The following is a 13,884-nucleotide window of genomic DNA, read 5'->3' on the forward strand; positions in this document are numbered from 1 at the left end:
GCGAAACGGCCGACGGGGACCCAGGTCCCCGTCGGGCCCAAAAACCGCGTACAGCCACGCCATGCGGGGCTGCGGGAAGCCCACCAACCCGGTAGAGCCACGCCATGCGTGGCTGCCATGACGTCAAGCAGCAACGTTGGGCATACGGAACGTAAACGCAGTCCCCGCACCTTCACTCGACGCCACCGTCAACGTGCCGCCATGCGACCGCGCGATCTCCGCGGCGATGTAAAGCCCCAGTCCCAACCCAGGCCGTGGACGTTCGCCTTTCTCCCGGGAGAACGGGCCGAAGATGCTGGCCAGCCGGTCCGAACGGATGTGGCCCCCATTGCGGACCGTCAGCACCAGCGCATCCGAATCGGCCTGCACATCCAGCTCGATGGGCGCCGTGCTGTCGCCATGCTGCGCGGCGTTGGTGAGCAGGTTTGCCAGCAGCTGCGCGAGCCGGTTGGGATCGCACATCACCTTGCCCGCGACCTGCATGTGCACGGCGATATCGGAACGGCCGGTGGCCGTGGCCACTTCGTTCACCACCTGCTGCAGGGCGTTGTCGAGGCTGTCGGCCGTGCGCAATGCCAGGGGAATGCCGCCCCCCAGGCGCCCACGCGCGAAATCCAGCACATCGCTGACCAGTCCCTCCATGCGCGTCACGCTTGCCGTGATGTGGTCGTACATGCGCTGCTGGCGGTCGGAATGCGGCTCGAGTTCGAGCGACTCGGTCACGATGCTGATGGATTGGAGCGGGTTGCGAAGATCATGGCCGAGCACGGCGATGAACTGGTCACGCAGCTCCGCCACCTGGTGCGCATCGGAAAGTTCCACCTGCGCCTTCTCGAGGCGCTCTTCGGTGTCCAGATAGTTGCCGACAAGCTCGGCCAGCAATTCCAAGGAGCGCAGGATGTGCGCCTCATCGAAGTCGCCCGGCGCCGAGTCGATGGCGCAGAGGGTGCCGAAGAAACGGCCGTCAGGACGAAAGATCGGAACCGACGCGTAGCTTTCCAGCCCATAGATGCGCGGTGTGTGGTGTTGGGAAAACCGCGGGTGCTGGCTGGCATGCGCGAACACCACGGGCGTGCCCGAGTTCCGGATCTCGTCGCAGATGGTAGTCTCGAGCACCAGCTGGCCCCCGGGCACCAGGCCGAAGCCCAGCGTGTCGTAGGTCGCGCAGGCGGTCCACGTGGTCTCGGTCACGCGGGCGATCGCCGTGAACCGCGACCCGGTGATGTGGGCCACCGTCTCCAGGATGCGCGGGACAGCCTTGATCCGGCCGATCTCGGCGATATCGCTGAGCAGCGCGGGATCGGACAGGGGGGGCAGGGGAGTTGGGTCGGACATAGGCGGCCAATGGTCACATGAAACGCCGGCCGCCGGTGCAGCGACGACCGGTCGCCTGCCTTCCGGGGGTGCAACGACCATGGGTCATTGCACCCTATGGGCGTTCAGACCTGCGCCATGCCGCCATCGACAAAGAGCTCGATGCCGTTGATGAAGCTGGACTGTTCCGACGCCAGGAACGCCACGACGTTGGCCACTTCCTGGGGTTCGCCCATCCGACCCAGCGGGATCTGCGTGGCGAAGTGGTCGAACAGGCCCTGGCGGGCGTCGTCGGGCACCAGGTCGCTCAGGCCCGGTGTGCGGATCGGGCCCGGGCTGACGACGTTCACGCGGATGCCGCGGTCCTTCAGGTCCAGCGCCCACGAGCGCGCGAAGTTGCGCACGGCCGCCTTGCTGGCGCTGTACACGCTGAAGTTGGCCGTGCCCTGGATGGATACGGTCGAGCCGGTAAGAATGACCGAGGCGCCATCGACCAGCAGCGGCAGCGCCTTCTGCACGGTAAACAGCACGCCGCGCACGTTGGTGGCGAAGATGCGGTCGAAGTGTTCTTCGGTGATCGCGCCGAGCGGCAGCATGTCGCCACCGCCGGCATTGGCCAGCAGGATGTCCAGCTTGCCGGCCTGGCGGGCGATCTGCGCGTAGACCGTGTCCAGGTCGGACGGCCGCGACGCATCGGCGCGGATACCCGTCGCGGCCGGGCCGATGGCGGCGACGGCCGCATCCAGTTCGGCCTGGCGCCGGCCGGTGATGAAGACCGTAGCGCCCAGCGAGGCGAGGTGGTGGGCACTGGCCAAGCCAATGCCCGAGGTGCCGCCGGTGACCAGGGCGATCTTGCCGTTCAACGTGCTGCTCATGGTGTTCTCCGCGTGTGGCAGGGAAGAAGTTCCGTTGCCGATGGGAAAACGATAGGCGGTCTCCGTTTATGGATAAATAGCGAAATAATGCAATGACTATGCATGGTTGTGCATAATCAAGGAATGAACCAGCTCATCGCCATCCGCGCCTTTGCCCGTGTCGTGGAGGCCGGCAGCTTCACCCGGGCGGCCGACTCGCTGGACATGCCCAACGCCACGCTGAGCAAGCTGGTGCGCGAACTGGAGGGGCACTTGGGCGTGCGGCTGCTGCAGCGGACCACGCGGCGGGTGTCGGTCACGGCCGAAGGGCAGGCTTACTACGAGAAGGCCGGCCGGATTCTGCGTGACCTGGAAGACATCGATGCATCATTCAGTGCGGCGCGGGGTGCGCCGCGCGGACTGCTGCGGGTGGACGTGGGCGGCTCCACCGCACGCGACGTGCTGGTGCCGGCGCTGCCGGGGTTCATGGCGCGTTACCCGGACATCCGCATCGAACTGGGTGTCTCCGATCGTGCGGTGAACCTGATCAGCGAGAACGTGGACTGTGTGATCCGCGGCGGCCCGCTGGACGACTCGTCGCTGGTGGCGCGCCACCTGGGCGATGCCGCACTGATCACGTGCGCCAGCCCGGCATATCTGAAGGCGTACGGGGTGCCGGCCTATCCGGATGAACTTCGCAACGGACATCGGCTGGTGAGCTACGTGCTGGCGTCCAGCGGACGCGCCGTTCCGTTCCGCTTCCGTGGTGAAGCGGGGGTGGTGGAGATCAAGGCCGAGCATCGCCTGGGCGTCAACGAAAGCAACGCGCATCTGGCCGCCGCGATTGCCGGGATAGGGCTCGTCCAGACTTTCAGCTACGCGGCCGGCCCCGCGCTGCGGAGCGGTGCGCTGGTGGAGGTGCTTCAGGCGTGGCGGCCGGCAACGTACCCCTTCCATGTGGTCTACCCGAACAACCGGCACGTCACGCATCGGTTGCGGGTGTTCATTGCGTGGTTGGCGGAAACCATGCCGGGGCTGTTGGCCGGCGGGAGTGCTGACGTGCCATGATTCGGAATCCGCCTCGCGGGCCGGATCGATCAACATTCAGGGATGGAGAATCGCATGCGTCGGATGTGGCTTGCCTTGGCCGCGTTACTGCCTGCCGTCGCACTGGCGGGCCTGCCGTTCGAAGCCTCGTTGGAGGAAATGGCGACCGGCGCGGATCACGTGCTGATCGGCCGGGTGACCGGTGTGGATATGGTCGACCGCTCCGGGAAGCAGGTCCGTGATCCGCAGGCGCGAACCGGTCCCGGGCTGAGCAACCAGATACGTCTTCAGATCAGCGTCGATACGGTGTTGATCACAAACGCGGCACGCGTGCCGGATACGCTGCACGTTCCGCTGGCCTCGCACCTGCACTACACGCTCGGCCAGATTCAGGCGGCCCATGCACAGGACAGCGATCCGCGGTTGATCCTGTTGAAGGGTCCCCGCTTCGAAGGCATCAAGCCGGGCCTCTTCATGCTGCCCATGAAAGACAAGGCGCAGGTGCTTCGCCTGCGGGCTGCTGCAGCACCGCCATCCCAGGCTGCGCCGCACGGGTCCAGTCCACCACACACATAAGAGATGCCCCATGGCAGACCCGTACAACAGCGCAGCACGCCCCCCCACCGCACCTCGTCTGGACGACTCCATGGTGACCACCGCCTTCGAGCTGCCCGGCTTCCACATCACCCGCAATCTGGGTGTGGTGCGCGGCATCACCGTGCGCTCGCGTTCGATCGTCGGCAACTTCCTCGGCGGCATCCAGACCCTGTTCGGCGGCAACATCACCATCTACACCGAACTGTGCGAGCAGGCCCGCGAGGAAACTTACCGCGACATGGCCAAGCACGCGCGCATGCTGGGCGCCAACGCGATAATCGGCATGCGGTATGACGCCACCGACATCATGACCGGCCTCACCGAAGTGCTGTGCTACGGCACGGCGGTGGTGGTTGAACCGGTGCGTTGATGGCTGGCTGAGATGCCTGCAACGATCACTTCCTGGCGAGGCCGTCCAACGCGTGCCGCACGTTGTTGAGAATCGGGGTTATCGCGCGCCGGCGCAGCAGGTCGATATCAGCGCCGTCCCTGCCCAGCTCGTCAACTACAGCGGGCAGCTTGGCCGCGATTCGTTCTGCCAGGTCCTTGACCCTTGCTCTTACAAAGCGCGGCGCATATCCAGTCTGCCGCGCGAAAAGGTCCCAGTCCGACGTATCAACCTGATCAATACGTGCCGCCTTGCCGATGTCCAGCGCAGGAGTGCGGTCGATCTCGCGCTCGGAGAAGGCGATGGTCGGTACCAGGTCGTACAGCGGGGCAAGGCTCAGTGCTCCTTCTCTTCCATGCAGGATGGCCAAGTTCTTTCCATGCGCGTCGGCATTGCCAATGAGTGCGCAGAAGACAACCCAATCCAGGAATGCCTGCCTTGCCACCGGGCCCATGGAGGATTCCCGTGTGATCAGTGCGGAGCAGTTGGCGAGAGAGGGCCCTCCCTGTGATTGGTACTTCATTTCCGAGGGATAGCCCAAGGCTTGGCAGAAATCTTCCTGGTGCATCCGATGCCGTGTGCCGTCTGGATCAACACTGCGGTCATAGCGGGCTAGCAGAAGCGCCCGCCTGCCTCCCACGTCCACCAACTCGCAGTCGATGGCGTTCAAGCCTGCGTGTCTTGCGAGCCGAAGACCAAGGGCTTCGAGTTCCCGCAGGCCGCGCAACGACTTGCTGTCTGGTTTGAGAATATGGGTGCTCAGCTCGTTGTAGTGCGGAAGTCGCAGTCGACCATCGGATTCACGCACCACGGCCAGCTTGTCCTGTGCGCCGGCAAGGGACAGCCGATGCGGTGCACCCGCCAGCGCCCAGGAGCCGTCAACCGCACTGTCTCCTGCAAGATAGAAAATCGTTTCAAGATCGGTCTCATCGCCGGGGACGGCGGGGGCGACCGTTCCAATACTGACGGCGCCCGCGCACTCGCCGCCGATCGCCGCCAGCAGCGCGAAGTCATCCAAGGGTGGAATGCGAAGACGATGTGCGATGGACTCTTTGACACGGCCCTCGGGCAGGAGGTTGGCAAACCAGTTGCGCACTACAGCGCCTTCATACGCCTCACTGCGGAGCGGCATCGAAAGTGAAAGTCCCGCCGTTGAAACTGTCGCCGCATCAGTGTCGTAGGTGAAGCGCCAGTCTTCCGGCGAGCGGAGCGGGCCCGCAATCTCAAGCACCCCGATGGGGCGGTCATGTAAACGGACGGGCAGCGAATCGCTCATGCCGCACGATCTTCAAGCGCCATGCGGACACCGAGTACCTGCAACACGGTGAGTACCCTGCCGAATTCAAGCGTCGGCTTGCCCCGTTCCAGATCGCTGATGAAACGGATGCCGGTCCCCGACAAGCCAGCCAGATCGGCTTGCGTCAAGGCGTGGCGTTTCCGCGAGGCACGGACGGCATTTCCGAGATCGTCCATATGAGCGACGGTGAGCATGAGATATTCCCGTACGGTAATGTTTTACTGATATCGATCGAGTGTGAGGAAATTAGTCCCGTTCGGGAATAATTCACCATAAATTGGTCGATTGCAAGGAAACATTACCGTACGGTAATAAAGGCCGCGCGTCCGCTTCATCCACGCCTGGACCACCGCCACCGACCTCATGACCGGTCTGACCGAAGTGCTGCGCTACGGGACGGCGTCGTGGTGCCCGCGGTAGCGGCATTCCTCGACCAGGCCGTTGGCATCAGCTGATCGGTGCCCGAAATCAGGGGTCCTTACGGGGGATGTCGTCGCCAAGGCGGCCTCTGCTGCGTTGGCAGGAGAGGGCGCAGGCATCGGTGCGGAAGGCGTCCACCACCGGCTGCACCGTGGCGCGGTCCGGAAGGCCGGCCTTGTCGAGATCGCGCTCCATCCCTTCGGGAATTGCGCCGCGCATTTCGGGCGGCAGCGCCTGTGCAAGTGCCGTGGCCACCGGCAGGGCCTGCGCGGCCAGTTCGGCACGTTCCTGCGGCCCGGTGGCGGGGTCGAGCAGGCCACCGAAGGCAGCGAGCGCGAACGCCCTGACGGGAGCGATCAGCATTCCAAGCATGCGATTGGGATCATCGGAAGGACCGCTCTCAACGGGCCAGGTCGCCGCGTCGAGCTGCAGGACCTGGGTGGAGCACCGCGTCTGCTCCAGGAATATGCGGGTGTGGTTGCGACGCATGCGAGGGCTACGGCCCAGCAACGCCTTCATGGTGTCCTTCCTGTCCTCCCCCTTGGCGGCTGATGGCTTCAAGTCTGCTTCAGCCGGGGCGAGCAGTGCCATCTGCGCCTGGAACAGGTTCAGGCACAAGGTCATCGTCTTCCGGCGGTCGGCCTGGTCAAAGTCGGACATGTGCGCCGTGGAAAGAAAGACCTTATCCAGCTGTGCTTCCAGCACGGTCCAGTCCGGCGGCAGGGACGCAGCGCCCGTGGCGCTGCCTGCCCCCAACGCCTGCAGATGCGAAATGGCCGCCATCTGCGCCGCCAGCGCATCGTCGATCGGTTCGGCATGTACGCTGCTGGCCGCAGCACAGAGCGCTGCGAGCAGTGCGCACGCCAGGCGCCCTGCGCGGTAACGGGTCACATCCATGTTCAAATCCCTTGGTGATGCGTTGCCCGAGTATAGGCGAGCCGGGCGGCGCGGCTGATCCTGTGTCCCGCAGCGATCCGCGCTTCAGCGCGTGCGCTTCACCCACGCCCGCACCACCAGCCCGATCAGGGCGGCGAACACCGCCCACGACACCACGTCGAACACGCCGTCGCCGATCAGGGCGCTGACCAGGCCCAGCACGCTGGCAGCGGCGATCCACGCAGGCGCGGTGAAGGGGCTGCCATTCGGAGCAGTCGGCCGGCTCATGCGCCGCCCCCCGTCTTCTCGGCACGCTCGATCTCGGTCACGCGCGCTTCGGTGCTGCCGCGTTTGAACCAGAGGTACAGGCCGCTGATGAGGACGAGGATGGTGAGCAGGTCCAGCACCGCCCACAGGATCTTCAGCGGCAGGTTGCCGTAGTTGCCGAAATGCAGCGGCTGGCTGAGCAGCAGCACGGTCATGTAGGTGGGCAGCTGCGGCTGGGCCGTGAGTTCGCCGGTGACCGCGTCGATCAGCACCGGGCGGTACATGCGCTCGGTGATGGGCGTATTGCCCTGCATGAATACCCCGAAGTGGTGGTCGCCGCTGTAGCCGGTGCCGGGGAAGCTGACGAACGCCGGGCGCATATCGGGTTCGGCGGCGCGTGCGGTGTCCACCGCCGCCTGCAGCGAGGCCAGCGTGATGGGGCGCGGCTGGCCGGCGTAGCGGGCGGCGAATTCGCCGAGCTGCTCGCTCTGCCAGGCCGTTTCAAGCGGCTTGGCCACCGTGTTGATGACGCCGGTGATGCCCACCACCAGCGCCCAGCCCAGGGTGACCACGCCAACGACGTTGTGCAGGTCCAGCCACGCCAGCCGACGGCTGCGACCGGTACGCAGCGTGCCGAACCGCTGGCGGCGCATGAAGGGGCCGTACAGCACGAGGCCGGAGATGATGGCCACCGCGAACAGCAGGCCCATGGCGCCCATGAACAGCAGGCCGGGCAGGCCGAGGAACAGGTCGGTATGCAGGCGAAGCAGGAAGTACATCACCCCTTCGTTGAACTGCGGGGCGGGCACCACTTCGCCGCTGCTGGCGTGCAGCAGCGCCGTTTTCATCTGCGGCGGCGGGGTGTCGACGCGCGCACCGGTGTTCACGTACACGGTGTGTCCTTCCCAGTCCCAGCCGACGAACAGCGGCACGTTGCCCGGGTACTGCGCCAGCGCGGTACGGACCTGGTCGTCCAGGTTGCGGTGCGGGGCGTTGTCCTGCGGATGCTCCACATGCGGTTCGCCCAGGTGGTCGATTTCCTCGGCGAAGATCAGCGGCAGGCCGGTGAGGCACAACAGCAGCAGGAACAGGGTGCAGATGAGGCTGGTCCACTTGTGGACCAGAAACCAGGCTTTGATGGTGGTGCGTTGCATTGGGTTCTCTGGCGGCGGCTGGAGATAGGCTGGCGGGCGTGGCCCGTCACTACTTAGAAGCGGTACGAAATCGTGCCGGTCACGGTGCGCGGGTTGCCGGTGAAGCAGTCGCCGAAGTTGCGGCACGGGGCGAAGTACTTCTTGTCGCTCAGGTTGGTGATGTTCAGGGCCATCGTCCAATCCACGACCTGCACTTCAAACAGTGCGTCCACCAGCGTGTAGCTCGGGGTGCGGATGAAGCCGCCGTAGCCCAGCGACTGGGTGTTGCCCACGTAGCGCCCGCCCAGGCCCACCCGCAGGCGCGCGTCGGCATCCAGCTGCACGCCCTTGCCCAGCCACAGCGACGCCAGTTCCTGCGGCGTGTCGTTGAGGCGCTGGTTTACTTCCATGGCGAAGTTGCTTCGGGTCACCTCGGCCTTGTTGCGCGAATACGCCGCCGTCAGCGTAACGTCGTGCGCGAACTGGAACTGGCCCTCCAGCTCCACGCCCTTGGATTGGATCTCGCCGGTCTGGATGACGTTGAGCACGTTGTCCGGGTCATTGGTCTGGCGGTTGGTCTCGGTGATGCGGTACGCCGCCAGCGTGACCAGCATGTTCGACGCCGGCTGCCACTTCACGCCGCCCTCCCACTGGTCGCCCTGCATCGGCTTGAACGCGCGGCCGTACAGGTCCTGGCCGGTGACGGGCAGGAACGACTCGCTGTAGCTGATGTACGGGGACACGCCGCCGCCCACGTCGCCGATCAGGCCTGCGCGCCAGGTGGTGGCGTTGTCGGTCTGGCTGGGCAGGCCCTCGGTCTTGCTGCGCGCGTGGTCGCGGCGTGCGCCCAGCACCAGCGACACGCGGTCGGCCCAGCGGATCTGGTCCTGCAGGTACACGCCCAGCTGGGTGGTCTGCTGGTCGGGCAGGCGGTCCCAGCCGTTGATGGTCACGCCGGTGGACACCGGGGTGTAGATGTCGATCGGGGTGGGCGTGGCGTCCAGGGTGTAGGACGTCTCGCGGTAATCGCTGTAGTCCACGCCGGCCAGCAGCAGGTGCTGGAAGGCCCCGGTGGCGAAGTCGAACTGCACCGCCGTGTCGCTGGTCAGCGAACGCACGTCCGGGCGCACGCCGTAGGCGTTGCGGTTGAGCACGCGGCGGTCGGCGTCGATGAACGGGTCGGTCGGGTTGCTGTAGGTGTCCGGGTACAGTTCGCGGAATTCGGTCTTGCCGTCGAGGTAGCGCACCGACGAGCGCAGGCTGACGGTGTCGCTGAAGCGGTGGTCGAACAGCGCGGTAACGCTGTACACACGCGAATCGAGCATGTCGAAGTCGCGGTCGCCGAGGAACGTCGACGGGTCCAGGCGCGGCGTGCCCGGCGGGGCGTGCAGGGTGGCCACCACCGGCAGGAACTGCTGGCTGGAGGCGGTCTTGTCGTGCTGGTAGCTGGTCAGCACGGTGAGGGTGCTGCGCTCGCCGCGCCAGCTGATCGACGGTGCCAGGTAGAGGCGGTCGTCGCTGATGTAGTCGGTCTGCATGCCCGCATCGCGCACCAGGCCGACGACGCGGCCGGCCAGGGTGCCATCGTTGTTGAGCGCGCCGCCCACATCGGCCTGGAACTGCTTGCGGTCGAAGGTGCCCAGCTGCACGCCCACCTCACCGCTCAGGTCGGTGAAGGTCGGGCGCTTGGTCATGGCATTGATGATGCCGCCGGTTGCGCCAGCGCCGTACAGCACAGAGGACGGGCCGCGCAGCACTTCCACGCGCTCCAGGCCGTACACCTCGGTGCGCGCCAGCGGGTTGAAGCCATAGCTGCGGCGCAGGCCGTCCAGGTACTGCACCGGGTCCAGGCCACGCACCGTGCTGCCGTCGCTGCGGGTATCCAGGCCGTAGGCATCGGCGGTGACGCCGGCGCTGTAGCGCAGGGTCTCCTGCAGGTTCTGCGCGCCGCGGTCGGTGAACAGGCCGTTGGTCACCACGCTGATCGCCTGGGGGGTCTGGGTCAGCGGGGTGTCCGTCTTGGTCGCGGTGCTGGCACGGTCGGCCACCACGGTCACCGCGTCCAGGGTGCGGGCGCTGGTGCCGTCCTGGGCATGGGCGATGGCGGCGGCCAGCAGGGTGGGGGCCAGCACGAACAGGGCAGAGCGGCGCGACATGGCGGGCATGACGGGAATCCCGGGGATAGAGGGCCGGAATTATCGGGAGGTGAGGATGCGAACGCAAATGAATCTCAGCTGCGTGGCCGCGGGAGGCGGTTTCATCTTCCTGCCACATCCCCTGCACGGCGCCTACGCGGTACCGGCCCTAACGTAGACCGTCCCCACGCCGGATCTGGAGACACCCCATGAATACCCTGCAGACAGCCGCCCGCGCGATGCGCAACGGGCTGGAGGAAGTGGCGGCCCTGCTGGTTGGCGAGCGTGCCGAGGCACTGCGCCGGGATGACACCGCGGCCCCGGGGGTGGGCATCCCCATGCCGCGCCGTGCGCCGCTGAAACGCCCGCTGCTGCATGGCCGAAAGGGCATGGCGCCTTGGCAGAAGGTCGCCGGCGGACGGCGCTGAAGCGACCCTCCGGGCGATCAGTTTCGCCGGTCCCGGCCCAAGCTGAACAGGCAGACATGCTGCACACGCGTGGTTGTGGCTAACTAGCGCCCCGACCAACCGACGGAACGATGCGTGAAGACTGCAGGACGATGGGGACTGGCACTGCTGATGCTGGTGGCGGCACTGTGGGTCGCGGGAATGCTGGCCTACCAGCTGCCCGGGCCGGGCTGGCTGCGTGGGGTGATGATGGCCCTGTGGGGCGGCTTTGCGCTGATGACGGCGGTGGCAGTGGGTCGGGCGCGCGTCGGGCGCTGGCCGGGTCTGCTGTTCCTGGCCGCCCTGGTGGTCACAGGGGTCTGGTGGCTGCTGCTTACGCCGCGCCAGGACCGGGTATGGGCAGACGATGTGGCACAACGCCTGAAGGTGGTGAGCTTCGATGGCCGGCATGTGGTGCTCGACAACGTGCGCAACTTCGCCTGGCGAACCGATGACGACCACGACGTGCGCTGGGAGCGCCGCGAATACGACCTGGACCAGCTGCGATCGGCCGACCTGATCCTGTCGTACTGGATGGGGCCCACCATCGCCCACACCCTGGTGTCGTTCGGCTTTGCCGACGGCCGCCAGCTGGTGTTCTCGCTGGAGATCCGCAAGGAGCGCGGCGAATCGTTCTCGGCGCTGGGCGGCTTCTTCCGCAAGTTCGAGATGACCCTGGTGGCGGCCGAGGAGACCGACATCGTGCGCGTGCGCAGCAACGTGCGCGGCGAAGACGTCTATCTTTACCGGCTGCAGGGCATGACCCGTGAGCAGCTCAAGGGCCTGTTCGTGTCCTACTTGGGTGAGGCACGCAAACTGGATGCCGCCCCCGCGTTCTACAACACGCTGACCAGCAACTGCACCACGATCGTGTATGAGCTGGCCAAGCAGATCGCGCCCGGGCTGCCCCTGGACTACCGGCTGCTGGCGTCCGGCTATTTCGCCGAATACGCACGCGACCTGGGCGTGCTGGCGCCGGGCGTGGACTTCGCCACCCTCAAGGCACGCGGGCGCATCACCGATCGTGCGCGCGCCGCCGGCAACGACCCGCACTTCTCGCAGCGCATCCGCCAGGGCGTACCCGGCGTGGACGCGGAGGCGCAGCCATGAGCCTGTTCCTGCGCCGTGGAGTACCGCTGCTGGCGGTGCTGGTGTCCCTGCTGCTCTCCAGCGGTTGCGCGATGGTCACCATGAAGCAGGTGTCGCCCACCGACTACCTGGCCAACAAGCGCGGTGACGTGCTGACCTCCGGCAGGTTCAGCATGGCCTCGCAGGAGACGCTGAGCGTGATCGGGCTGGATGTGGCGCTGTGCGAAAAGGATATTGCCGCCTGCGAAAAGACCCTGAAGGACACCCGCGACCTGCCGGAGGAGCAGCGCCTTTCGGCGCTGTCCGAGTTGTGGGTGAAGAACGCACTGGCGCTCACGCCCAAGCCCAAGGACCGCGAGAAGACGCCGATGTCCGACGCGGCGCTGGATGCCTGGCTGGAGGCGGCGCGATATGCCTATGCCTACCTGTTCTTCAGCGGGCGCACGCCGTCGGACCGGGCCTTCGAGGACCGCCAGACCCAGGTGCGGGATTACTACAACTACGCCGCCGAGCAGACGGCGACGGTGGTGTTCAAGCGCAGCCGCGAAAGCGCGCTGGAAGGCGAGGATTACAACGCCGCCGTCGCCGGTGAGCGCTGGACGCTGACCTCGGATTTCGACGAGCTGCGCATGACCAGCATTCCCAGCACCATGGTCTCGGCCTCGTCGGTGAGCTTTGCCGGGCTGCGCAGCACCTACCGCCGCGATGGTTTCGGCGCCGAGCTGGTGGTGGTGATGGACCCGCCCAAGCTGATCGCACCGGCGGATGGCGGGAAGGCTGACATTCCGCAGTACAGCGAGATGTCGGCGATCAACGCCACCGCATTGCTGCGTTTCAAGGGCGACAGCCTGCAGCAGGTGCTGGATACCACCCAGGTGCTGTTCGATGTGTATTCGCCCGAGTCCACCGAAAGCGTGAACCTGCACGGCGAGAAGGTGCCGCTGGCCGGCAACTTCACCGCGGCATACGGCATGTGGCTGGCGCAGTCCGGCTTCGCCACGCAGTCGCTGCGCACGCTGTTCGGGCTGAGCCAGGGCATTGCCGAACCGCACATGTATTTGATGCAGCCGTGGGACCCGAACCGCCGCATCATCTTCATGCTGCACGGCCTGGGCAGCAGCCCGGAGGCGTGGGTGAACGTGGCCAACGAGATCCTGGGCGACCCCGAGCTGCGCAGGCATTTCCAGGTGTGGCAGGTGTACTACCCGACCAATGCTCCGATTGCGCTGAACCGCTTCGAGATCGACCAGGCGTTCGACAACACGCTGCGGCATTTCGATCCGAAGGGCACGTCGGCGGCGTCCAAGGACATGGTGTTCATCGGCCACAGCATGGGCGGGGTGCTGGCACGCCTGCTGGTCACCAGTTCCGGCGACACACTGTGGAACCAGCTGCTGGCCAACTATGACCTCAAGGGCGAGCGCCTGAAGCGGGTGGAAGCCAAACTGGGGCCGTTGCTGCACTTCGACGCGGAGCCGAACGTGGAGCGGGCGATCTTCATCGCCGCGCCGCACAAGGGCACCGATATCGCCGGCAACCGGGTCGGGCGGTTCATCGGTCGCCTGGTGCGCCTGCCGATCACCATCCTGGGCAAGTTCGAGGACGTGTTCCAGACCCTGCAGCAGTCCGAAGTGCAGTCGGCGCAGGCCACGAAGCTGCAGATTCCCAACAGCATCGACAACCTCAAGGCCAGCGATCCGTTCGTGAAGGCGTCCAGCGCGCTGCCGATCATGCCGGGCCTGAAGTACCACTCCATCATTGCCCAGCGCAAACCAGGTGTCCCGCTGGAGCAGTCCGACGATGGGCTGGTGCCGTATTGGAGTGCGCACCTGGAGGGTGCGGTGTCGGAGAAGGTGATCATCTCCGGCCACAGCGTGCAGGAAACCCCGCAGGCGGTGCTGGAGATCCGGCGGATCCTCAGGGAGGACCTGGAGCAAGTGACGCCTTGATCAACGCGCGTAGCCGGCATCCGGCAGCCACGCAGGGCGTGGCGCTACGTGGTGTCGCCGTTTGCGTGTAGA

General features: G+C 66.1%; 14 protein-coding genes. 6 read left to right on the forward strand and 8 right to left on the reverse strand.

Annotation, left to right across the window (positions count from 1 at the left end; translation table 11 throughout):
* Positions 1–123: 123 nt before the first annotated feature.
* Positions 124–1,416: a GAF domain-containing sensor histidine kinase gene (locus AC3ITN_RS04975; RefSeq protein ID WP_489392230.1), complete on the reverse strand. Its 1,293-nt coding sequence runs from the start codon at positions 1,414–1,416 to the stop codon at positions 124–126.
* 23 nt (positions 1,417–1,439) lie between these two features.
* Positions 1,440–2,189, reverse strand: a complete 750-nt coding sequence (locus tag AC3ITN_RS04980; RefSeq protein WP_489392231.1) for an SDR family NAD(P)-dependent oxidoreductase — start codon at positions 2,187–2,189, stop codon at positions 1,440–1,442.
* Between the two features lie 123 nt (positions 2,190–2,312).
* Between AC3ITN_RS04980 and AC3ITN_RS04985 the strand changes: the two genes are divergently transcribed.
* Genes AC3ITN_RS04985 through AC3ITN_RS04995 form a run of 3 tightly spaced genes read left to right on the forward strand, consistent with a single transcriptional unit; the run spans position 2,313 to position 4,182 of the window.
* Positions 2,313–3,236, forward strand: a complete 924-nt coding sequence (locus AC3ITN_RS04985) for a LysR family transcriptional regulator (RefSeq protein WP_489392232.1) — start codon at positions 2,313–2,315, stop codon at positions 3,234–3,236.
* A gap of 54 nt (positions 3,237–3,290) precedes the next feature.
* Positions 3,291–3,791, forward strand: a complete 501-nt coding sequence (locus tag AC3ITN_RS04990; RefSeq protein WP_489392233.1) for a hypothetical protein — start codon at positions 3,291–3,293, stop codon at positions 3,789–3,791.
* A gap of 10 nt (positions 3,792–3,801) precedes the next feature.
* Positions 3,802–4,182, forward strand: coding sequence for a YbjQ family protein (locus AC3ITN_RS04995; RefSeq protein ID WP_489392234.1), 381 nt, complete (start codon positions 3,802–3,804; stop codon positions 4,180–4,182).
* A 25-nt stretch (positions 4,183–4,207) separates the two neighbouring features.
* Here AC3ITN_RS04995 and AC3ITN_RS05000 read toward each other — a convergent pair whose 3' ends face one another.
* The 6 genes from AC3ITN_RS05000 to AC3ITN_RS05025 form a co-directional block, all read right to left on the reverse strand.
* Positions 4,208–5,476, reverse strand: coding sequence for a type II toxin-antitoxin system HipA family toxin (locus AC3ITN_RS05000; protein ID WP_489392235.1), 1,269 nt, complete (start codon positions 5,474–5,476; stop codon positions 4,208–4,210).
* Complete coding sequence (locus AC3ITN_RS05005; protein WP_489392236.1) at positions 5,473–5,691, reverse strand: helix-turn-helix transcriptional regulator; 219 nt, start codon at positions 5,689–5,691, stop codon at positions 5,473–5,475. The genes AC3ITN_RS05000 and AC3ITN_RS05005 overlap by 4 nt, the downstream gene beginning before the upstream one ends.
* A gap of 274 nt (positions 5,692–5,965) precedes the next feature.
* Positions 5,966–6,814: a hypothetical protein gene (locus tag AC3ITN_RS05010; RefSeq protein WP_489392237.1), complete on the reverse strand. Its 849-nt coding sequence runs from the start codon at positions 6,812–6,814 to the stop codon at positions 5,966–5,968.
* An 84-nt stretch (positions 6,815–6,898) separates the two neighbouring features.
* Complete coding sequence (locus tag AC3ITN_RS05015; RefSeq protein WP_489392238.1) at positions 6,899–7,081, reverse strand: hypothetical protein; 183 nt, start codon at positions 7,079–7,081, stop codon at positions 6,899–6,901.
* Positions 7,078–8,214, reverse strand: coding sequence for a PepSY-associated TM helix domain-containing protein (locus tag AC3ITN_RS05020; protein WP_489392239.1), 1,137 nt, complete (start codon positions 8,212–8,214; stop codon positions 7,078–7,080). The genes AC3ITN_RS05015 and AC3ITN_RS05020 overlap by 4 nt, the downstream gene beginning before the upstream one ends.
* 53 nt (positions 8,215–8,267) lie before the next feature.
* Positions 8,268–10,358: a TonB-dependent siderophore receptor gene (locus AC3ITN_RS05025; protein ID WP_489392240.1), complete on the reverse strand. Its 2,091-nt coding sequence runs from the start codon at positions 10,356–10,358 to the stop codon at positions 8,268–8,270.
* A gap of 179 nt (positions 10,359–10,537) precedes the next feature.
* Between AC3ITN_RS05025 and AC3ITN_RS05030 the strand changes: the two genes are divergently transcribed.
* The 3 genes from AC3ITN_RS05030 (at position 10,538) to AC3ITN_RS05040 (ending at position 13,812) form a co-directional block, all read left to right on the forward strand.
* Positions 10,538–10,756, forward strand: a complete 219-nt coding sequence (locus AC3ITN_RS05030) for a hypothetical protein (protein ID WP_313346473.1) — start codon at positions 10,538–10,540, stop codon at positions 10,754–10,756.
* Between the two features lie 150 nt (positions 10,757–10,906).
* Complete coding sequence (locus tag AC3ITN_RS05035) at positions 10,907–11,884, forward strand: Lnb N-terminal periplasmic domain-containing protein (protein ID WP_313346563.1); 978 nt, start codon at positions 10,907–10,909, stop codon at positions 11,882–11,884.
* On the forward strand, positions 11,881–13,812 hold the full coding sequence (locus tag AC3ITN_RS05040) for an esterase/lipase family protein (protein ID WP_489392241.1): 1,932 nt from the start codon (positions 11,881–11,883) through the stop codon (positions 13,810–13,812). Before AC3ITN_RS05035 ends, AC3ITN_RS05040 begins: the two co-directional genes overlap by 4 nt.
* Positions 13,813–13,884 lie beyond the last annotated feature (72 nt).

The organism is Stenotrophomonas sp. KH_036_B, assembly GCF_057839485.1.